Origin of the sequence: Anatilimnocola aggregata, assembly GCF_007747655.1 — a bacterium.
Classification (GTDB): Bacteria; Planctomycetota; Planctomycetia; order Pirellulales; family Pirellulaceae; genus Anatilimnocola; species Anatilimnocola aggregata.
Genome location: NZ_CP036274.1, coordinates 4,759,666 through 4,781,415, shown reverse-complemented (window position 1 = coordinate 4,781,415; position 21,750 = coordinate 4,759,666). Strand labels below are relative to the sequence as shown.

General features: G+C 56.7%; 13 protein-coding genes. 9 read left to right on the top strand and 4 right to left on the bottom strand.

The features are described from left to right. Window positions 1-46 precede the first annotated feature (46 nt). Both ETAA8_RS17745 and ETAA8_RS17740 read left to right on the top strand, forming a co-directional pair. Entirely contained in the window at window positions 47-904 is an 858-nt protein-coding gene (locus ETAA8_RS17745) for a hypothetical protein (RefSeq protein ID WP_145091140.1), read from the top strand. A gap of 6 nt (window positions 905-910) precedes the next feature. Then, the gene (locus tag ETAA8_RS17740; protein ID WP_145091137.1) at window positions 911-2,020 is read left to right on the top strand and encodes a type IV pilus assembly protein FimV; all 1,110 of its coding nucleotides are present in this window, start codon (window positions 911-913) and stop codon (window positions 2,018-2,020) included. Window positions 2,021-2,032: 12 nt separating this feature from the next. Here the strand turns inward: ETAA8_RS17740 and ETAA8_RS17735 are convergent, their stop codons facing one another. From ETAA8_RS17735 to ETAA8_RS17725, 3 genes are all read right to left on the bottom strand, one after another. After that, window positions 2,033-2,416, bottom strand: a complete 384-nt coding sequence (locus tag ETAA8_RS17735; protein ID WP_202921052.1) for an FHA domain-containing protein — start codon at window positions 2,414-2,416, stop codon at window positions 2,033-2,035. 176 nt (window positions 2,417-2,592) lie between these two features. Next, a complete protein-coding gene (locus tag ETAA8_RS17730) occupies window positions 2,593-3,822 on the bottom strand; it encodes a molybdopterin molybdotransferase MoeA (protein WP_145091131.1) in 1,230 nt (409 codons plus the stop codon). Then, window positions 3,819-4,412 carry an anthranilate synthase component II gene (locus ETAA8_RS17725; protein WP_145091128.1) on the bottom strand — a complete coding sequence of 198 codons (594 nt, stop codon included), beginning with the start codon at window positions 4,410-4,412 and terminating at the stop codon, window positions 3,819-3,821. The genes ETAA8_RS17730 and ETAA8_RS17725 overlap by 4 nt, the downstream gene beginning before the upstream one ends. A gap of 173 nt (window positions 4,413-4,585) precedes the next feature. Between ETAA8_RS17725 and ETAA8_RS17720 the strand changes: the two genes are divergently transcribed. From ETAA8_RS17720 to ETAA8_RS17700, 5 genes are all read left to right on the top strand, one after another. Next, window positions 4,586-6,994, top strand: coding sequence for a CehA/McbA family metallohydrolase (locus tag ETAA8_RS17720; RefSeq protein ID WP_145091125.1), 2,409 nt, complete (start codon window positions 4,586-4,588; stop codon window positions 6,992-6,994). Between the two features lie 316 nt (window positions 6,995-7,310). Beyond that, complete coding sequence (locus ETAA8_RS17715; RefSeq protein WP_145091121.1) at window positions 7,311-8,021, top strand: GntR family transcriptional regulator; 711 nt, start codon at window positions 7,311-7,313, stop codon at window positions 8,019-8,021. Between the two features lie 9 nt (window positions 8,022-8,030). Next, the gene (locus ETAA8_RS17710; protein WP_145091118.1) at window positions 8,031-10,223 is read left to right on the top strand and encodes a DUF1588 domain-containing protein; all 2,193 of its coding nucleotides are present in this window, start codon (window positions 8,031-8,033) and stop codon (window positions 10,221-10,223) included. Further along, window positions 10,220-11,602 (top strand): DUF1552 domain-containing protein, encoded by a 1,383-nt coding sequence (locus ETAA8_RS17705; RefSeq protein ID WP_145091114.1) that lies wholly within the window; start codon window positions 10,220-10,222, stop codon window positions 11,600-11,602. The genes ETAA8_RS17710 and ETAA8_RS17705 overlap by 4 nt, the downstream gene beginning before the upstream one ends. A 25-nt stretch (window positions 11,603-11,627) precedes the next feature. Further along, window positions 11,628-12,872, top strand: a complete 1,245-nt coding sequence (locus ETAA8_RS17700; RefSeq protein ID WP_145091111.1) for a hypothetical protein — start codon at window positions 11,628-11,630, stop codon at window positions 12,870-12,872. Window positions 12,873-13,257: 385 nt separating this feature from the next. On the opposite strand, the gene ETAA8_RS17695 is transcribed toward ETAA8_RS17700, so the two are convergent. Beyond that, the gene (locus tag ETAA8_RS17695) at window positions 13,258-14,034 is read right to left on the bottom strand and encodes an AraC family transcriptional regulator (RefSeq protein WP_145091108.1); all 777 of its coding nucleotides are present in this window, start codon (window positions 14,032-14,034) and stop codon (window positions 13,258-13,260) included. Window positions 14,035-14,171: 137 nt separating this feature from the next. Between ETAA8_RS17695 and ETAA8_RS17690 the strand changes: the two genes are divergently transcribed. Continuing rightward, window positions 14,172-16,382, top strand: a complete 2,211-nt coding sequence (locus ETAA8_RS17690) for an alpha-galactosidase (protein WP_145091104.1) — start codon at window positions 14,172-14,174, stop codon at window positions 16,380-16,382. 150 nt (window positions 16,383-16,532) lie between these two features. Beyond that, window positions 16,533-21,725 (top strand): PVC-type heme-binding CxxCH protein, encoded by a 5,193-nt coding sequence (locus ETAA8_RS35720; RefSeq protein WP_315851570.1) that lies wholly within the window; start codon window positions 16,533-16,535, stop codon window positions 21,723-21,725. The last annotated feature ends 25 nt before the right edge of the window (window positions 21,726-21,750 follow it).

Below are 21,750 nucleotides of genomic sequence, written 5' to 3'. Positions count from 1 at the left end.
CGCCCCAAGTTGTCACTCGTTCGCAGCTCCGCTTCTGATCTAGATCATGGCAAAAAAGGCAAATATCGACGACGCTGTCAGCCTGTTTCCGTTCCTCAGCATTCTCGCTGCAGTGATCGGAATTCTGGTGCTGATGATTACCGCCGTCACGCTTGGGCAAATTGGGAAGGACAATCCCCAGGCCCAGGCCGATGCTGCCGCTGCCGCCCAAGCTGCGGAGGAAGCCAAAGCCCGCGCGACGCAGTACAAGACGCTCCGCGATCAGGCCAAGTTGGATCAAGAAGCGCTCAAGGCTTTGCAAGCGAAAATTGCTCAGCTGCAATCAGCGCAGCAGGAAGCTACGATTGTCGCCGAGAATATTGCCGCAGCGAAAAAGGAACTAGTAGAACTACAGGCAACCACCAAAGCGAACCAAGAGACTGCGAGTCAACGTCAGATCGAACTGGCAGCCAAGATCATTCGCCTCGAACAATTGCAAAAAGAAAACAAAGAACTGGACGAGCGCTTGAAGCCATTGCTCGAACAATTGGCCAAGCTTCAGGAGCAACTGGCCAAGATCAAAGCCCCGCCAGCAGAGGCGCAGGTGCAAATCCAACCCAGCGGGACGGGCTCCGACTTGAAGCCGGTGTTTGTCGAATGTGCGGCAGCGAGCATTGTTCTGCACGACCGCCCGCAACCGCTGCGCATCCCCAAGGCGCAAATGGGTGGTCACGCCGAATTCATCAAGTTGCTCGACAAGGTCAAGGCCGATGCCAAGTCGACCGTGGTATTCTTAATTCGTCCGGACGGGGTCGCAACGTATAACTCTGCCCGCAGTGTCGCTCGCAACCGGGCGGTTACCAACGGCAAGTTGGCCATCGGTTCGCAAGGCAAGCTTGACCTCACCCTGTTTCAAGGAAAGTGAAGCATCATGGCAAGACGCAAGGGTGGCGAGGCCGGCATGAATCTCGATTCACTTCTCGACACACTCACCAATGTGGTGGGGGTGCTGGTGATGGTGCTCATGCTCACCACACTGAACGTCCAAAGTGCCGTGCAGCGAATTCTGGATCTCGATCCCTCACAGCTCAACGTTTCGGCCGCCGATCTCGCCAAGGCCCAGCAACAGGCAGAACAACTGCGAAAGCTGCGCGAACAGTTGGCCAGCAAGCTGCCCACTGTTACCACCACGGAACCATCGGATAACTTCGGTGTGCTCCTCGCCCAGATAGAAGCCTTGAAAAAGCAAAAGCCAGCGGAAATCGTCCCCGCCGAAAAGCTCAAAGAGACCGAAACGAAGGTCGACGAGAACGAGAAAAAGTCCAAAGAGCTTGCCACCAAATTGGTGGCTACCGAAGAAGAACTTGCGCGTTTGAAAGCTCTCCTCGACAAGACCGAAGTCGTTGCAGCGCCGCCGGCCAAGATTGTCAGCTTGCCGAATCCTCGCGATGCTCCCGCTGGCGCGACTCAATACCGAATCATCGTGCGCGATGGCCAGATTGTCCCCTTCCTCCCCACCGAGATTCGCGACCGCTGCAAAAAGCAGGTGGAGCTTCTGTTGCGACAGCCCGCGATGAAAACCAAGGATGGAAAGATCGATTGCGAGAAGCTCGTTCAGACCTTCAACAAGAACGCCCGCGTGTTTGACGCCAACTTTCGCGTCCAATTGGCCGTGGTCAATTTCAATCTGTACATCGTCTTCGAGTTGAAACCGACAGGAGGCGAATCCCCCAAGCAGGCAACAGCCGCCAGTTCCAATCTCCGCCGCGGTCTCAAATCTTTACAGACCAAGCATGGTGACAAGTTCTATATCCGCTTTCTCGTGTGGAACGACAGCTTCGATGCCTATGTGGCTGCTCGGAGTGTGTGCGACGAAATGGGAGTCCTCGCGGGCTGGGAACCCTATACGGTCGACTACACCTGGAGAGAGAGCCTGGGAATGACAGTTCCCTGCGAAGGTCAGCCCCCTCCGCCTAAGCCCGATCCGAATGCACCTGCGAAACCGGCATTGCCCATGGGGCCGACCGATACGGTCGATTAGACGACCAAACCTCTAATAGGCCATTGCCATCACGCGGCGGCCGTTGCCCCGTATGGGCAGGTCGAGTTCGCCGGAGTCATGGCCGGCAGGGACAAGCGATTCTTCGCGGAGCAGATCGACGACGAAGTGACTCAGCCCCAAGCAGAGTTCGTTGCCTGGCTGCAAGCAGACCTGCTCGATTGCCTGACCATTGACGTAGGTGCCGTGACGCGAACCAAGATCACGGACGACCAGGTCATCACCTTCGATGTTCAGCTGACAGTGTCGCCGGCTGATCCAACGGTCGTCGATGCGAAGCGACACATCCACTCCCCGACCGATATCAGCGGGGAAGTGTTCGAGCACGATCTCACGCGGCGATGCCAGGGGATCCTGGCTGATTAAGCGAAGTTTCACGGCGGGTTTGGCGGGCAGAATTTCGGAGGGCAGCAATCGGCGAGAGTGCAGGCTGGTTGGGTGCAAGGCGGGGAGGGTCGCACAAGGGGGGATAAAACCAGCACCCGTTATGTTAAGTACTGGCGGACCGATGTCAACGGTCGACTTTCATGAATGGCACGAAATTGCCACTTGAGTTACGAACTGGCAGGCAGTAGGTAGACAGTCACCTCTTCGTCGACTGGCCAAACCCGATCGCCGCCAGGAAAATAGGCCAGAGCATTGGCTCCCGTCAGCGACCTCAAGTCGCCCGACCCTTGCCACGACAACGGCAAGATCTGCCCAGAATCGGAGTCGTATTCAGCGGGCCAATAGGAGGGGCGATCGCCCCGGTGCTTATGTTCCACCGTTAATGTTGCCCGCTGAATAGGCAGTCCACGCGGCTTCATCCACCGCATCTTCTGCAGGGCGGGTCGCACAAATAGCTCGAAGCAGACCAGCCCGCTGACCGGGTTTCCCGGCAGTCCGAATACCAGACAGGGGGGACGATCGTCGCCCCGATCGAAGAAGCCAAACCAGAGTGGCTTACCTGGCTTCAAATTCACGTGATGAAAAACCTGCTTTACGCCAGCCTTGGCCAGGGCCGCTGGAACCAAGTCGTGTACGCCAGCCGATACGCCACCCGAGAGCAAGATCGCATCGCAATCGAGATTCTCTTCAATCGCCTGGAGTAGTGTTTCTGCATGATCGGGAACGATGTCGCTCTCTGCCGGCTGACCACCGGCTTGCATAACCAGATTGGCCAGCAAACTGCTGTTGCTGTTGCGAATCTTTCCCGGCGGTGGCTTCTCCGTATGTGGAACAATTTCGTCGCCGGTGGGAAGAATCGCAACCGCTGGATCGATGAGTGTCCACACACTTTCTCGCCCCACTTCGGCGAGCAGCCCAATCTCAATCGCCCGCAGCAGCGTTCCTTGCCGCAGCACTACGTCGCCGAGCTTCATCGACTGCCCGCGACGCACAATGTTCTGCCCAGGACGAATGCTCCGCTCGGTGAGAGACAAGAACTCCAGATCTCCCTTGTTTTGAGTGCTCGTCTTTTCCACCATTACCACTGCAGCAGTGCCAGTGGGAATGGGCGCGCCGGTCATAATCTGAGTGGCAAGGCCTTTTTCTAACGAACGAGACGGCACGAGACCGGCGACAATGTGCTCGATGATCTGCAACTGGTTCTCGCCGCTCAAATCCCCTTCATGAATTGCATAGCCATCGACGATCGACTTATCGTGCGGTGGCGAATCAACATCACTCACCACATCTTCGGCCAGGATGCAGCCCAAGGCTGCCTCGATATTCACCTGCCGGCAGCGCTGCAGCTTGCCCGCATGTTGCAGCACCAGTTCCAAGGCCTGTTCGACACTGATCATCGCTTGACCTGCATCGTCAGGAATTGCCGCAGCATCTGGTGGCCGTATTCGGTCAAGAAGCTCTCGGGATGAAACTGCACACCGACCAGTGGCATCGTTTTATGCCGAATGGCCATGATCTCCCGCGAACCATCGGGAGCATCGGCCCAGGCAGAAACAATGAAATCAGGATTCAGCGTATCGGGACGAATCACCAGGCTGTGATAACGGGTCGCCGTTACCGGGTTTGGCAGCCCTTCGAACAGACCCACCCCATCGTGATAAATCTGATCGGTCTTGCCGTGCATCAGCCGTTTAGCCCGCACAATCAGGCCGCCGGTCGCCTGCCCAATCGATTGATGCCCCAGGCATACGCCGAGCAGCGGCAATTTTCCCATAAACCGCTGAATGCACTCGACCGAAATACCGGCCTCGGTCGGCGTGCAGGGACCTGGCGAAACAATCAAGTGTGTCGGCTTCAACTTCTCGATCTCGTCGCAGGTGATCTGGTCGTTGCGATGGACTTGAATATCGAGCGATGCATCAATTTCCCCCAACCGCTGCACGAGGTTGTAGGTGAAGGAGTCGTAGTTATCGATCAGCAGAATCATGGGGGAATGCAGAGGTGAAAAGGCAGAATGCAGAAGTAAAGACAGAATACTTCCGGCTCAGGAAAAACGCGAAAACACTTGCCCGGAACGACTCGCGTGCTCCAAGATAGGTTCGCGTGAAATGGCACCGAGTTCAATGGGGCGATTGAGACATTCGTCAGAGGGAGCCAGCGATGCGGGCAATTCTTCGTGGTGCAGCAGGTTCGCGGGCGTACGTACGTTCGCTCTTGGCAACGTTGGCGCTCCTTTTCCTGGCGAGTAATCCACTTCGAAGTGCCGAATTGGAAATCGTCCGGGCGGTTGAAGTTCAGCCTGTGAAATCTCAGGCGAAACGCCTCGTCGATGCCTTAAAATTCCTGGGCGAACCGCTGACCAAGGACGAACTGGCAAAGCTCGACGCTGCCCTCGAAACGACCGATGCTGCCGACGCGCTCGAAGCAATTCAAAAGGTCTTCGATGCCCGCGCCTTGGCTGGAGTGAACATCAATCCCGAGAGCCGCGTTAGCGTGACTCGCGGCGCTGCCAAAGCCGATCTCAACGAGCAAGGTTGGCGAGTTTATCTCATCAAGGTCCACAACGAAGCGGGAGTAACCGCGGCCCTACGCATGACGAGCCCGAACGCGGCACCCATGCTGAAGACGTCGACCGCTAGTCCTAAACCGGCCCCGACTATCAAACTCACGGATGTTCCCGACCGCTGGATGGACCTCGTTGCTTATGACTCGCAGCCATTGACCAAGGAACTGACGGGACTTGAACTGGAGTATCGCATCGTCCAGGTGTACAGCCGAGACAAGGGGAAGCGCGAAGCGAAACTCCTGTTTGATATTGGCCAGGGAACACAAGACCTTGGTTTTCGCAACGAACTGGCGATTGTCTTCAATTGCGAGCCCGCCGTCCGCGTGCGACTCGACGTGATCGACGACGATGGCCAGCCCACGACAGGTCAGTTCGTCTTTCGCGATCCCGAAGGGCGCATCTATCCGGCCCGTGCACGCCGCCTCGCTCCCGACTTCTACTTTCACGATCAAGTCTATCGCCATCATGGCGAAGAAGTCTTGCTTCCCGCCGGCACCTACGAAGCGCTCTATACCCGCGGCCCAGAGTATCGAATCCTCAAACGGACCATTCAGGTTCCGGTCGCGGCCGAACATCGTGAATCGTTCCGCCTCAAGCGTTGGATCAAAGTCGCTGACCTCGGCTGGATCTCCGGCGACCATCACGTTCACGCGGCCGGTTGCAAGCACTACGAAGCACCGATCGAAGGGGTCACCCCCGCCGATATGATGCGGCACATCTTGGGCGAAGACTTGAACGTCGGGTGTGTCCTTTCGTGGGGCCCGTGCTGGTACTACCAGAAGCAATATTTCGAAGGGACCATCAACAAGCTATCGACCAAAGACTATTTGATGCGCTATGACGTCGAGGTCAGCGGTTTTCCCAGTTCGCATGCCGGGCATCTCTGCCTGCTGCGGCTTAAGGAAGACGACTATCCCGGCACCAAGACAATCGACGAATGGCCCAGTTGGGACTTGCCCGTGCTGAAGTGGGGTAAAGAACAAGGTGGCGTCGTCGGTTTCTCGCACAGCGGCTGGGGGCTGATGGTCCCCGGAGATCAACTTCCCAATTACAACTTGCCGCCGTACGACAGCATCGGCGCGAATGAGTACGTCGTCGATGTGGTTCACGACGTCTGCGACTTTATCTCTGCCGTCGATACGCCCATCGTGTGGGAACTGAACGTTTGGTACCACACACTCAACTGCGGCTACACCTGCCGCATCAGCGGCGAGACTGATTTTCCCTGCATCTATGGCGATCGCGTCGGTCTCGGTCGCATCTACGTAAAGATGGACCAACAACCGCCGGTGAAGGAAGCGTTGGGGAAAATCGCCGCGGCGGTCGCCAAGCCCGACGGTGAAAACGTGGCAGCCATTCAAGGCCAGATCGATTTCGATCGCTGGGTTGATGGCCTCCGCGATGGCCGCTCTTACTGCTGCGATGGACTCAGTCACTTACTCGACTTCAAAATCAACAAGCTCGGTGTGGGCGAACCTGGCGACAAGGGTCGGAAGAGTTTTCTGGCTGCCGCCAAAGGTGAGAAGTTAAAAGTCACCTGCCGCGCAAGTGGTCTCCTCGAAGAGACTCCCCGCGAGGACATCCGCCGCTTGCCGCTCGTGCAAAAACCCTATTGGCATATCGAACGGGCTCGCATTGGCAGTTCGAACAAGGTCCCCGTCGAACTGATCGTCAATGGCCACGTTGTCGAGACCAAGGAAATGGTCGCCGACGGCAACGTGACCGATATCCAGTTCGACTATGTTCCCGAACGTTCCAGCTGGATCGCCCTGCGAATCTTCCCCAGTTGCCACACCAATCCCATCTTCGTCGAAGTCGACAAGCAGCCTATCCGCGCGAGCCAGCGAAGTGCCCAGTGGTGCATCGATTCCGTCGCCCAGTGCTGGAAGCAAAAAGCTCCCAAGATTCGCGCCAGCGAACTCCCCGCGGCCGAGGCTGCCTACCAAACCGCCACCCAGGCTTACGAAAAGATCCTACGTGAATCGTTCAACGATCGGCCGTAAGTAAATCAGCACGCGCAAGCTTACTCTCACCCCTGCCCCGCGGCGGGGGTTTAAAGGCTTCTGCGAAATTGACTACCGCTTGATATCCGGCCGATGGCCCTTGCCCGGCTGATAGCGCGAGGTCTTGTCTTTCTTATCTTGGCCTTGGCATTTTACAGATGAGCCTGGCCCGCGGGCTAGCAATCCTCCACTGCGCATGAACTTGCAGTTCTTCGGTTCCTCCTTGCGGAATAGTTGACAAAGGCCCAAGACTCGAAGTAGGCTTTTGTGAACTGCATGCAGTTCCTGGAAAGTCGATTCATTTAGCTGGTGTTCCGTGGCGACAAAAGTTAGACACAAACCCAAGGCTCAGACAGAAACTGTCCGGGCGGATGAACTCACCGACGAAGAGCCTTTGTCGGAAGCTGTTTATCACCGGTTGCTGCAGGGAATTCTGGCTGGGCAGTACTCCCCGGGTACCGTGCTCAGCGAGTTAGGGGTGGCGCGCGAATTCGGTGTGAGCCGAATGCCTGTGCATGACGCGTTGCGTCAACTCGCCAAGGACGGACTTGTGCAGCGCGAGCGAAATTGCCGCGCGCGGGTTGCTGGTATTACGATCGACGACGTCTTTGAGATATTTGAATTGCGCAAGTTTCTCGAAGGTCCGGCTGCGGAGTTGGCCGCTGGACGTCTCGATGCCCGGCAGATGGCACCACTTCAAGCAGCGGCTAGATCGTTGCAGGGCAAGGCCAAGCTCAAGAGTTGGACTTCGCAATGGGCCCAATTCGACGACCTGTTTCACACCACAATTGCCCAGGCAAGCGGCAACCGCCGCCTCGCTCAAGACATCGGTCGCTACCGTTTGCTGCATAAGGGACTTAATCGAGCTGCAACCGAGCCTGATTCACTTCAGCAAGCCATGCACGAGCATCTGAGCATTCTTGAAGCGCTGGAAGCGAAGGATGGAAGACTGGCGCGGGAGCGGATGGTGGGCCACATCACCGCCTGGCAGGAATATTTCATCCGCACGATTTCCAGCGCCCAGTAAGTACTCTCTATGAACCATCCCAAGTCAGCGAACTTGAATTGTTTTCGTCACATCGCGGTGCTGGTTCTGTCTGCACTGACGCCAAACGCAATCGTGGCTGCAGCAGACGCAGAGTGGGTGCTCACCAAGGAAGTCATCCAGTCGCACTGCGTGAAGTGCCACGGCCCAAGTAAGCAAGAAGGGGATATCCGCCTCGATGACTTACGCACGAATATTGCTGAGGATCGTTCGCGTTGGATCTTGGTACGAGATCAGCTTCGCGATGGGCTAATGCCTCCCGAAAAAGAGCCCCCCATCGAAGACAAAAAGCGGCAGACCATCCTGGAATGGTTGTCTCAGCAGACCAGCCGGCAGAAATATTCGTTGCCGAACGAAGGGAATTTGATTCCCCATGACCTGCTCTTTAGCAAGCCAGCGATTGCACTGGCGTCATCGCCGGCGCGCGTCTGGAGGCTAAGCCCGGACGGCTACAAAGGCTTTGTGACCGAAGTGCATCGTGGCCGCACCGATGGCATTGTGCAGCCGTTCACGGTGATTCCCGAGCGTGGCATTAAGGACTTTGCGGAGTTATACGCTATTGATGAACCCAGCACCGAGGTCTTGCTGCGAAATGCTGACTTAATTGTTGCGGGACAAACGGCGCATGAGATCAAAGAAGGCAAGTTACAAGGCAAGAACGACACCATCGGAGAGTTCGTGAAGCTGATGGATCCCACACGGGAGCCGGCTCGCAGCCAACTGGAGTCGGCCGTGCAAACTCAGTTTCGCCTGGCGATTGGGCGCAAGGCAGACGCGCAGGAGATCGAGCGTTTCCTCGCGCTATATGAAAAGTGCGCTACCGCTGGCGATCGACCCGCTGCGGTGAAAACCATGCTCGCAGCTGTGCTCGTCCGCGCTGACGCGATGTATCGCCTGGAGCGAGGAGCAGCGGGAGCAGATGGTTCGAGTCGGCGAATGCTCTCGCCCTTGGAATTGGCGCGGGCAGTGAGCCTCGCGTTAGGCGATCGGCGCGAAGGGGGCATGATGCAGGCTGTTGAAAAGGGGCAACTGCTTACCAAGGAGGAAGCGGCCACACATGTGCGGCGTATTCTGGATGACCCCAAAATCAAAAAGCCCGGATTGCTCCGATTCTTTCGAGAGTATTTCGAATATCACCGCGCGCCAGATGTCTTCAAAGATAAACCTCGCGACAAAATCAAGCATGTACCTCACATCTTGGTCAGCGATACGGATCGCCTGGTGCTCCATATTCTGGAGCAAGACCGCGAGGTCTTGCGCGAGTTGCTCACCACGCAACTTTCGTTCGTCAATTACAACACCAAAGTTGACAAGTCAAAACAGGACCGTCCCTTGGTCGGAGTCCCGTTCGACGTAGTCCCTCCGCCTGACAAAAATCCGAAAAATAAGCCGGAATGGCTGGGAGGCGTGGATACCGTGTATGGATTTGCCGAGTGGCCTAAGGAACAACCCACACTGCTGCCAGAAGATCAGCGGATCGGCATCCTCATGCAACCGAGCTGGCTGATCGCCTGGAGTACGAATTTTGATAATGATCCGGTTCGGCGTGGGCGTTGGCTCCGCGAACGACTGCTTGGCGGAACTGTGCCTGATCTGCCGATTGGCGTTGTGGCTCAGGTTCCTGATGATCCGCAATTCACTTTTCGGGAACGCCTCAAGGTGACACGAGAAGCCAAGTGCTGGAAGTGTCATCAGCAGATGGACGAATTGGGCTTGCCGTTTGAGAACTTCGATCATTACGGCCGCTACCGCACGACCGAGACAGTGCGTGACTTGGAGGCCACGGAGAAGAATGTCGATAAGAAGGGAAAACCACTGGGACCAGTAAATCGTGAAGTGCCTCTCGATACATCGGGAGCGATCGCGAACAGCGGCGATCAGCGGCTCGATGGAGAAGTCGGTGATCCGCGCGAAATGCTTCGCCGACTAGCGGATTCCGACCGTGTGCGTCAGGTGTTTGTGCGTCACGTGTTCCGCTACTTCCTCGGACGCAACGAAACTCTCGATGATGCGTTCACACTGCAAGAGGCTGACCGCGCTTACCGAGAAAGCGGCGGGAGCTTCAAAGCTCTCCTAGTTTCGCTACTGACGTCCGATTCTTTTTTATTCCGCTCCGATCTGCCTCACAGTACTGAACCAATCCCCAAGGCCGTGCAGTCGACAACTTCAGGAGTCCAAGAGTGAACACCGAATTGACCCGTCGCAGTCTGTTGAAAGGGATCGCACTCGGGACCGGTACCACGTTGTTGTCGCCAATCTTGGCACAGATTGCAGCGCAAGCGGCCGGCGATGAAAAACAGACGAATCGCAAACGAATTGTCTTCGTTGTGCAAAGCAACGGTATGAACCCAAGCCATCTGGTGCCTGTGGGTATTAAACGCCGGCCAGATGGGCGGAACGAACGTCCTACGAACGACCTACTCGAAGAACTCAGCCTCAAGAATCAAGAACTTCATCCAGCATTGCAGCCACTCACCCCATTTCGCGACCGCATGGCTTTCGTTCAGGGATTGTCGGGGCGGATTGCACTCAGCGACCACTCGGCAAATCACGGGGCCCTTGGGGCGTATGCCGCCAACCGCGGCGCGATGCAGCAGACCATCGACTCCGCGGTCAGCGAAGCGTTGCCCGGCACATTTTCGCACGTTGCCCTGGGACTAAACGGGGGCGATGGTCCAATGAACTACCGCATTTCGGCGGCCGGAACGGGCAAAGAAATTCCCATCATATGTTCGCCGGAACTGGCGTTTCAGTCTCTCTTTGGCAGCGTAGCTGAGGGTTCAGGCAAGGCTGCGTTCGACCGGCGCACCAACTTGCTGGATTTCATGGCCGATGACGTGCGCCGTTCGCGGGCGGAACTTGGAGGTGACGAACGGCAAAAATTCGATCGGTATCTGGAAGCTTTTGAAACGTTGCACAGTCGGCAACGAGAGCTCGTTGCTATGTCCGAAGAGCTAAAGAAGAACGCGCCCAATCTTGGTGAAAGGGCGACAACAAGCGTCTCCAGCTTAATTCTTGAAGCGCAGTTCGAAACGGCGGCTGCAGCGCTCGTTGCGGGGCTTACCAATGTCGTTACTCTGGCGAGTGGTGGTGGTGGCCAGCAATTTGGCAAGTTTCCCGAGTTCGGCATTCCCGACCTGCATGGCATCGGGCATGGCGGCGCCTATGGACGAGCATCGTCCGAAGACTGCTTTGTCGAACTCCGCAAATTCCACACGAAGTTGATCGCCGGACTGGCTTCGAGATTGCAAAGCGTTCCTGAAGGGACGGGCACGATGCTCGACAACACATTAATCGTCTATCTCAGTGATTCTGGCGAGGGACATCATCCCAGTTTGTATGAGTGGCCGCTTGTGCTCATTGGCAATCTGGGTGGCAAACTCAAAACCGAGGGGAGATATCTGCAGTTTCCCAATTACGGAACTAAGCGTCATCGGACCACCGCCAATCTGTTTTGCACCCTATTACATGCGGTGGGAAAACCGCGCGACAAGTTCGGAGTGCCCGATCCAGGATTACGCGATCTGGATCAAACTGGCGTTATCTCTGAACTGCTGGCTTAAGCTCTCTGTTTTGTGAGGTGAGTCTGTGTTGCGCCTGGTTTCCTGCTGGCTTTTGTTGTTACTGCTGCCGTCTCTGGCTGCGGCTGTGGATCCTCCGCCGTTTTCTTCTTTGGGCAAACCAGGCGAAACGATCTACCAAACCGCCGTCCCTCTGGCAAAACCGAAGAAGTCAGCTGATCGGATCGATGGCGGCCTAAACCATGTCGTCTTCTCGCTCTGGCTGCCGGAAGAAGAAGCATGCATTCGTGGTATTTATCTGATGCCCTTCAACATTACGGGCGTCGAGCAAGAGCAGTCTCGGGCGATGTGCCGACATTGGAAGTTCGCACTCGTCGGCAGCAACTTCATGCGAGTCGAGAAAGCAGAGTTTGGTCCGGTGCTGTTGGCGGGGCTCAAAGATCTCGCTCTCCAGAGCAAGCACCCCGAAGTTGCTCATGCACCGCTGATTGCGGCGAGCATGTCAGCGGGCGTCGGCATGTGCGTCACCCTGGCGGAGCAACTGCCTGACCGATTCATAGCTTGTGGGTTGGCTTGTCTCGAAGTGGGGCCAGAGACAGATCGCACCGCTCGCATACCGATGATGAGTATCTTTGGGGAACGTGACGGCAAACAAATGGAACAGCACGAGGCACTGCTTCCACGACGCCGAGCAGAGTTCGATGCAAGTTGGGCAATTGCTGTGCAGTGGGGCCGCAGACACGAATGGGGGCAGTCGAACAATTTGCTTTGGCCGTTTTTCGATGAGGTGATTCGCCAAAGGCTTCCCGCCGACGCCTCACCACTCACCGGCCCAGTACAACTCCGCTCATGCGATCCCAGCCTCGCCTGGTATGGGGCCCCATCGACTTGGAAAGGATCCACTGCAATCATCGGTCCAGCGGCGAAGTATTCGGGAGAGAAGAACAAGGCCTGTTGGCTTCCTGGTCCGCAGTCGGCACATGCCTGGCAAGCGTTCGTTGTCGACAAGTCCTTGCTGAGAATCACCTCACCATTGCCACAAGGGGACAAGCGCCCCCTGCCCGTATTCAATCCTCAAGAGAGGTTGGCAATCAAAGTCGAGGCCGAAGCCGCGATTCCCAATGGAACGATCAGTCTTTACGATGGCGGAAACTGGCTTGTGGATGGTGAGTTGCAGGACCGCAAAGCAGTGTTTGAAATCGGCCCGCTTGCGCTGGGAATTCACTGCCTGAGCGTGCGAGTCGCTCTGACGGATGGATCGCTTGAGTTGTCTCGGCCTGTCACAGTTCTGGTAGCTCCCAATGCCAATTGAGGTCGCCACGAGAAACGCGTTGAAGTCTTGCAGATGTGCCCCATTTGACGCATGGCTTGTCAAATAGGACTTGTTCGAACAACTGCCGCGGTCCGTTTCCGGTCTGCGAATTCAAAGGGTTGCCCCTGCGACGTTAAGACACGTTCTTACCGCGGTAGCATATCCCACTGACAACCAGCCCGCGCAATATACGAATCACCTCGCGCAGGTTGGTGGCTTGCAGCCGCCCGCCTGGTAGCGGCGGAGGAATATGAGGACTTCAATCAACTCCCATTTCTCGTCCGTCAAATCGCTGGCAGACGCCTTCCGCCCGATCGTCGACATGTTCGCACGCCGTCGCTACGAAATCACGAATTGTCAGCGAAAACCGTGATTTGCAGATTAATCACTTTTCGGATCGGTTCTCAGGCCGAGTGCTGTCTTGCCGAGGATTTTGCCTCGCGCGAAATTCCGAAGGGGTCATGTTCATCGTCCGCTTAAAAAACCGGGCGAAATAGTTCTGATCGTCGAAGCCACACTGATACGCAATGTCGCCGATCGAATCGGAGTTGGCCGATAGTCTCAGGCACGCCTCATGGAGTCGTAGGCGGAGAATGAACTGCAATGGCGTCATCCGAAAGAGCTTCTCGAATTCACGTCGAAATGTTGCCTCGGTAAGCTGGCACGCTGCGGCGAGCGTCTGAACACGGATTTGCTGCGAGAAGTTCTTCTGAATGTGGTCGAGGGCTGCAGATAGCAGTTCAAAATCTCCGATGCGATGGTCAGCGGCCTCTAGGCGGCGACTGATACCTACGAGCCCAACGATCTTGCCGTGGCAATCACGGGCAGGCACCTTGGTGGTGCAGAACCAACTTAGTGAACCTGCGGAAGTGATGTTCAGCTCGCACTGTTCCACAATCGATTCGCCATCTCGAATCACGCGTTGATCATCTTCCGCAAAGGAATTGGCGAGCGCGTTCGGGAAGAAATCGTGGTTCGCTTTGCCGTAGAGATCATCGGCGTTTCCATAGCGAAAGATCCCGCGGCGGTGGACTTCGTTGCAATGGATTAGACGTCCGGCTTTGTCCTTGATGAAAAAGGAGACGTCGGGAAGCAGTTCGAAGAGCTGGCGCGTCGACACATCCAGGCGAATCTGATCTAAGGCCGGCGAAACAAGGGTCATAGCTGAACCTGCAGAGATGCAAGGATTGTGCTAATCGTCGGTCGTTTACGTGCGAGCAGGTTTAACAATACAGCGATAAACTGCAACAAATGATACCAGATCCTCGAAGCCCTTGCTGAAAACTGCCGAAGGCCAGCGTGAAAACAATGCTAGTAAGTGAGCCCTTTCCTCAACGATTCATCGTGGTCTTGGCCATTTGTCTGGCCGGCGCAATCACAAGTTCATCTGCGGCAGAATTGCGGCTGGAAAATCAGTTTCTGGCCAGAACCGTCGTCGTTGAGAACGGACGGCTAAGAACTGCGTGCCTCGTCAACAAGCTGGACAGCAAGGAATTGAAACCCACCGGCGCGGAGGAATTTCGCCTGCGGCTCTCGGCTGATGTGAACTCCAAACAGCCCGACGTCATGCTGACCGCGGCAGATTTTGAAGTTACTTCCAGCGAAGCAACGGCGGAGCGAATTCGCATCGAATTGCGCAACACCACTTACGGCGTGCGCGTTGAGGTGTATTACACGCTACGACCTGGGAAGCGGTATGGCCACAAGCACCTGGAGATCGTCTCGGACGAGGAAAGAACTCTGGAATTGGTCGACATTGAGTCACTGGTCATTGCCGAAGCATTCGCCCCTTACAAGGCGAAAGACTTGATGCGGGCCTATGGCCGCTTTCTGCCGGCGCTGGGTCAGCCACTCTATACGAACGGGACGGCGACATTCTGGGGCGTCGAATTTCCCGCAGCTTGGAATCGTCTGGAAGGTGAGACCCTGCGCTGCGGCGTTCAAGACGGAGTGACGTTGCAGCCGGGGCGGAGGTTTACGACGCATCGCGCGGTCTTTGGTGTTTGCGACGATCCCGAGTTTGTCCAAGACGCCTTTCTGGACTACATTGACGAGATTCGTGCTTCACCGGCAAAGTTAAGCGTGCAGTACAACTCCTGGTTCGACTTTGGTGGTGGAATCACGCAGCAGAAACTGCAGCAGTCGCTGGACACGCTGCATCAAGAGCTTGTGGAAAAGCGAGGCTGCCGTCCGCTGGACGTCTATGTGATCGACGACGGCTGGCAAAACTCGCGGCCGCCGCGGTCCCCTTTGGCGGATTGGAGCAAAGGTATCTTTCCGGTCAACGAAGCGAACTTCGACGCCGATCTGAGGTCGGCGCGTGCGGCCATTGAAGCCAAAGGTTCGCACCTGGGATTGTGGGCAAGTCCAGCATGTCTCTTTGGAGCGACCGCGAATCTTGAGGTTTTGGAACAAAGCGGCTTCGAAGTACTCGTCGGCGAGAAGCACCCCAAGAGCGGGCGCGCCAAGAAGGCGATGTCGATGGCGGGACCGAAGTATCTGTCGCTACTCGAAAAGCGACTGCTAGAGATGGTGGACATGGGTTCGGTCTACTTCAAGCTGGATGGCATCTTCGGAGATATGCAAAGCCGGTTGTTCGAAACCATCCCACATCGCGGCACGCCGGTCACCACTTCGCTGCTACCGTCGGATGGCATGTCGGCGAATGATCCCCGGATCGACGATGCCAAGTTCGACGAAATGAAACGCTATTACATCACCGTTGCGACGCAGCGTTTGGCTGCCATCTTTGACAAGATGCACGCGAAAAACCCGCAGGTTCGCATCCTGTGCCACAACGGCGCGACGATCAGCCCTTGGTGGCTGATGCACCTCGATGTCTTGAGCCTGGTGAACTGCAATGACGGGGCCCCTGGCGACCGCACGTTGCAAATGTGTTACCGCGATGGCTTGTATTACCAATTGACGCGACGCGATGGCAATCAAGTGCCGCTGAATAGCTTCTTCAATCATGAACCTGCGAAGGATGGAAATCGTTTCGATGACGCCAGTCCCGAAGCGTTCAAGGATTATCTCTTCCTGGCCCTTTCGCGTGGCACACTGACCGTCGAACTGTACTTCGTCGTGAACTCGCTCGATGCCCAGGATTTCGACGTTGTGGCCGACGGCCTCAAGTGGGTACATCGAACCGCGCCGGCCTTCAAGCGTGCGCGAATGCATGGCGACAGTCCGATCGGAGCGACCACGGTCGACGAAGGGCAACTCAGCCTGAAGCGATTTCAACCGGACATCGACGGCAAGGTGTATGGCTACACCGGTTGGACCCAAACGCAGGGATATGTTTCGATCCACAACCCAAGTAAAACGGTAAAGCCATACTCGTTCACGCTTGATCGTCGCTTTGGCCTGCTACCGAATAGCGGCCCGTTTCAACTGTCGGTCATCCATGGCGAGAGTGCGAAAGAATTGAAAAGGGAATGGAAGTTTGGCGAGTCCGTAACGCTGAATGTGCAACCGCAGCAAGTCATCATTCTGGACTTTCAGCAGTAACTTCCTCGGCTGTACCTGGAGGGGAATCCAGCAACTATGATAGTTCGAGCAAACTTCCCTCCTATAAACTGCATGCCGCACCGCAAGCAAATCACGCGCAACGCTAGTGAACGCCAGCAGGCGGCGATCTTCCTCTCCAGAGATGAACAAATGATGAACAGTTTTCGCAAATTCATTGCCGGCCACGCAGCTTTTGCAAAGGCGTTAGCATGCGTATTTGCAATTCTCCTCGCTCCGAGCAGTTTCGCGGCCGCGGACACGCTGGTGTTCGAAGGGACTGCAGGTCTGGGCAAGGGGAAGCACATCGTCTTCCTGGCCGGCGACCATGAATATCGCTCCGAGGAGTCGTTGCCGGCGCTAGCGCGGATTCTTGCCAAACATCACGGCTTCAAATGCACTGTCCTGTTCAACATCGACAAGGAAACCGGCGAGATCGTTGCCGGCAATTCGAACATGCCGGGGATGGAAGCCCTGGACACCGCCGACCTGGCGGTTGTCTTCCTGCGGTTTCAGCATTTTCCGCCGGAGCAGATGAAGCACTTGGACGACTATCTGAACCGCGGCGGGCCTGTCATCGGGTTGCGCACCGCGACGCATGCCTTTCAGATCAAAGGACAGGATCCGTTCGCGAAGTACTCGTCCAGTTACAAGGGGCCCGAATACGATCGCGGCTTCGGCCACCAGGTGCTCGGTCAAACGTGGATCGGACACTACGGCAGGAACCATCAGCAAAGCACTCGCATCACGCTCGTTGCCGACAAGCAGGCCCATCCCATCCTGCGCGGCGTCAAGGATGTTTGGGTGCAAGCCGGTGGGTATGTGGGCAATCCGGTGGATGGCGAGATCTTGACCATGGCTCAGCCGCTTAACGGAATGACTCCCGGGTCGCCCGCCGACGAGACTAAGCCGCCGATGCCTTCGGAGTGGACTCGAAGTTACAAGTCGTCAGCGGGAAAAACCGCCCGCGTTTTCACGTCGCTATACGGCACTTCGGAAGACTTGCTCAACGACGGCTATCGTCGGCTATTGGTCAACGGCTGCTTCTGGGCGCTGGGGTTGGAAGACGCCATTAAACCTGATGCGAAGATCGACTTTGTGGGGCCATTCAAGCCGAACACGTTTGGCGGCGGAGCCTATGCCCGCGGCATCAAACCAGAAGCTTACGCGGGTTTCGAAACTCCAATTCCCGCAAACAACAACACAAAGAACCCAACTGTTCCGAATGCCAAGAAAAATGCACCCGAGAAAACCGGAGCGAAAGCTCTTCCAACTGCCAAAGTGGAAGCGAGTGCAGTTTCGGCCCAACCCGCTGCGGCAATCGTCACAGGCAAGCCAGCTCGTTTCGTCCGCATTGAATTGCCAGGCGACAAACGCATTTTGACGCTGGCTGAAGTAGAAGTGTTCAGCGCCGGCCGCAATATCGCTGCTGGCGGCAAAGCGACTCAGTCGAGCACGAATGGGGGAGCGGGGGCTTCGCGGGCCATCGACGGCAACAAGCATCCCAACTGGGAGAAGAACGGGCAGACGCACACTTCGAATTCGGGTGAGAAGAATCCTTGGTGGGAGCTTGATCTGGGGGAACTGAAAGACATCGACAAGGTCAGCGTGTGGAATCGGAGTGGGTTTGAGAGCCGCCTCGCAGGCTTCACGCTCACGCTGCTCGACGCGGATCGCAAAGTAGTCTTTTCCCTGAAAGGTGTCGCAGCGCCGCAGGGGCTCGATATTGACGTCAAGAAGGACAGCAAGTTGCAGTACCTCTCCTATGATGGCAAGCCGGGCCAACCAATCGGCGGAAAAGTGCAATTGGCCGCTGGTGGCGACCAAGGCTCGAAGCCGGAAGCTTCGCTGGCGGAAGTGCCGGCCGACTATCGCGACCCGACACCGTTTCAGTTTCAACAAGGTGATGTCGTCGCCATTTTGGGTAACGGCCTGGCGGACCGCATGCAGCACGATGGCTGGGTGGAGACTTTGCTGCAGAGCGCTTTGCCAGAGAAGCAAGTCAGGTTTCGCAACCTGAGCGCGAGCGGCGATCGGCCGAATTCGTATCCGCGGAGCAGCGGCGCGACCTCCATGACCGACTATCTGCGGCACGTGAAAGCCGACGTCGTGCTCGCTTTCTTCGGTTACAACGAATCGTACGACGGGAAGCCTGAAGAGTACAAAGCCCAGCTACTGGAATTCGTCAAGCGAACGCGCGGCGCAAAACCCAATGGCAAGAGCCTGCCGCGCATCGTACTGTTCAGCCCTATCGCGCACGAAGATACGCGTAATGCAAATGTACCGAATGGCAAAATTCACAACGCTCAACTAGAAGCCTATGCGCAGGCGACGGAAGCCGCCGCCAAGGAAGCTGGGGTTGGCTACGTCGATCTGTTTCATCCGACGCAAAAATTGTTCGCGGACGCGAGCCTGCCGCTCACGATCAACGGCGTGCATCTGTCGGACGAAGGGAATCGCCGTCTGGCGGAAGTCATCTCGCAGGCCTTACTCGGTAAAGCGGAGAACGCTTCGGCCTCGCTGCAGCCGCTGAGGCAGGCTGTATTGGACAAGGATCTGATTTGGAACAATCGCTACCGCGCGCGGGACGGCAACGACATCTGGGGTGGCCGCTCCAAGTTGGCCTTTACCAATGATCAAACGAACGCTGCGGTGCTGCAGCACGAACTGTCGATGCTCGACGTGATGGCTGCGAATCGCGACGTGCGAGTGTGGGCTGTTGCCAGCGGCAAGGATGTGCCCGTCGACGACAGCAATGTTCCGCAACCCGTCGAAGTTATTTCCAATGTCGGTGGCAAGAGCAAAAGCTCGAGCGCCGTGAAGGAAGGGACACTGAGCTATATCAGCGGCGAAGAAGCCATCAAGTACATGGGCATCGCCAAGGGCTTTGAGGTGCGTCTGTTCGCCGACGAGGCGATGTTCCCCCAACTAGCAAATCCCGTGCAAATGCAGTTCGACACCAAGGGCCGGCTGTGGGTTGCGGTGTGGCCAACCTATCCCAACTGGGAGCCGCTCAAGCCCATGACCGATGCGCTCATCATCATGCACGATGATAATAGCGACGGTCGCGCGGATCGCGTGACGGAGTTTGCGAAGGTTCAAAACCCGCTGGGCTTCGAGTTCTGGAACGGCGGCGTAATCGTCACGAGCGCCCCAGAGATTTTGTTTCTCAAAGACACCGACGGCGACGATGTGGCCGATGTCCGCATCGTGATGCTACAGGGCGTCGATTCGTCAGACACGCACCACGGCGCCAACAACCTAATCTATGGACCGGACGGCGGCATCTATTGGCAAAGCGGCGTCTTCATGGTGCACAACCACGAGCATCCCTGGGGGCCATCGTTGCAGTCATCTGCCAGCGCGATGTATCGTTTCGATCCGCGCCGGTTCACCATTGCGCTGCATGCCGGCAATTCGCCGAACCCGCACGGCATTGCGTTCGACAATTGGGGCTATCACTACGCCACCGACGGCACGGGCGGCCGGGCCTTTCAGGTCCGCCCCGATAAGAACGGCTTCAAGATGCAAGAGCTGCTCAAAAAGGAAGTCCGGCCGGTGACGGCCAGCGAAGTCGTCAGCAGTGCGCATTTTCCCGAATCCATGCAGGGAGATTTTCTGATCTGCAACGTCATTGGTTTCCTGGGGATCAAGCACTATCACCTCGAGCGCAATCCGGAAACTGGCAACGTTTGGGGTGAACCGGCCGGTGACGAGTTGATCGCCGTCCGCACGAATCCCGATGGCAGCAAGACGGAAGAAAAGTCGCGCGGCCTGCTGATGAGTGCCGACAAGAACTTCCGCCCCTCGGATGCAATCTTTGCCCCCGATGGTTCGCTGTACGTCAGCGACTGGCACAACATGATCATCGGCCACATGCAGCACAACATTCGCGACCCCAATCGCGATCACGCGCACGGCCGCATCTACCGAATGACCGCCAAGGATCGCCCCTTGCAGCAGCCAGTGGCGATTCATGGTCAGCCAATACCCACTCTGCTGGAAAACTTGAAGTCTCCGGTCGACGGCATCCGCCACCGGACTCGCGTCGAGTTGAGCGGCCGGGACACTAAAGAAGTGATCGCCGCCGCCAAGAAGTGGACCAGGCAATTCGACCCGACAAAGGCCGAACATGCGCATCATCTGCTGGAAGCGCTCTGGTTGCATCAGCAGCACAACGTCAAGAACCAGGGGCTCCTCAACCAGGTTCTGCTGCAGTCGCCAGTGCCTCACGCGCGGATCGCGGCTGGTACGGTGAAGCACTTCTGGGAGAACGTGGACAAGACCATCCACGGCGGCGTGATCGCCGATTCCCTGGAAGCTGTCGCGAAGAAGTCCGGGATCCTCAGCGATACCCCCGAGCTTACGACCATCCGCATCGGCACGATTCCCGAGCGGATGATGTACGACGTCAAGGAACTGACCGTGAAGCCCGGCAAGAAAGTCCGGCTCACATTTGGCAATGCCGATTTCATGCCCCACAACATCATGCTCGTGAATCCCGGCAAAGCCGATGAAGTCGGGTTGCAGGCGATCGCCCTGGGAGCTGGTGGATTTGAAGTGGGATTTGTTCCCAAGAGCAACGACATTCTGTGGTCGATCAAGTTGGTGGACTATGGTCAGGAAGAGACGATTGAATTTACTGCGCCGACGGCCGAAGGCGCCTACCCTTATATCTGCTCGTTTCCGGGACACCACCAGCTCATGCGCGGAACGCTGTTCGTCACCAACAATCTGCAGGAGTTCCTGGCGAAAAATCCGCAACCGGTGAAGAAGCTCACGGAGTGGAAGATCGACGACTTGGTAGCCGACTTGAAACGCGTCGGGCAACAGCGGAACTATGCCCAGGGCAAGATGCTGTTCAATTCACTGGCCTGCGTGCAGTGCCACAAACTGGGCGATAAGGATTTCTCGCTCGCGGCTGGCCACGCCGGTGGCGATCATCATGGTCATCACGGCATGATGCCGACACGCACGGTTGGCCCCAACCTTCAAGACGTCGTCAAGAAGTACAAGGGGGATGCGAAAGCCGTGTTGCACGAGATCCTGGAGCCTTCACGCAACATTGAAGAGAAGTACCGCACAATTTCGCTGGCCCTCGATGACGGCACGATCGCGACCGGCAACGTCGTTTCCGAGGATCAGAAAACGATTGTGCTGTATTCCACAACGCCGGTGCCCAAGGAACACAAGATTGCCAAGGAGTCGATCGATTCGCGCTTGCCATCAGCCCTGTCGATCATGCCCACCGGTCAGCTGAATACTCTGGACAAGGAACAAATTCTGGACTTGCTCGCGTTTCTGCTGGCGACAGGAGATCCCGAGCATGCCGCGTTCAAGAAGTAGCTTTGTTGTCCGTTCGATGAAGTTA

Excerpts from the sequence above, each read along its gene's own strand:
- ETAA8_RS17745 (WP_145091140.1), top strand. The coding sequence starts at position 47 with ATGGCAAAAAAGGCAAATATCGACGACGCTGTCAGCCTGTTTCCGTTC.
- ETAA8_RS17740 (WP_145091137.1), top strand. The coding sequence starts at position 911 with ATGGCAAGACGCAAGGGTGGCGAGGCCGGCATGAATCTCGATTCACTT.
- ETAA8_RS17730 (WP_145091131.1), bottom strand. The coding sequence starts at position 3,822 with ATGATCAGTGTCGAACAGGCCTTGGAACTGGTGCTGCAACATGCGGGC.
- ETAA8_RS17725 (WP_145091128.1), bottom strand. The coding sequence starts at position 4,412 with ATGATTCTGCTGATCGATAACTACGACTCCTTCACCTACAACCTCGTG.
- ETAA8_RS17720 (WP_145091125.1), top strand. The coding sequence starts at position 4,586 with ATGCGGGCAATTCTTCGTGGTGCAGCAGGTTCGCGGGCGTACGTACGT.
- ETAA8_RS17710 (WP_145091118.1), top strand. The coding sequence starts at position 8,031 with ATGAACCATCCCAAGTCAGCGAACTTGAATTGTTTTCGTCACATCGCG.
- ETAA8_RS17695 (WP_145091108.1), bottom strand. The coding sequence starts at position 14,034 with ATGACCCTTGTTTCGCCGGCCTTAGATCAGATTCGCCTGGATGTGTCG.
- ETAA8_RS35720 (WP_315851570.1), top strand. The coding sequence starts at position 16,533 with ATGATGAACAGTTTTCGCAAATTCATTGCCGGCCACGCAGCTTTTGCA.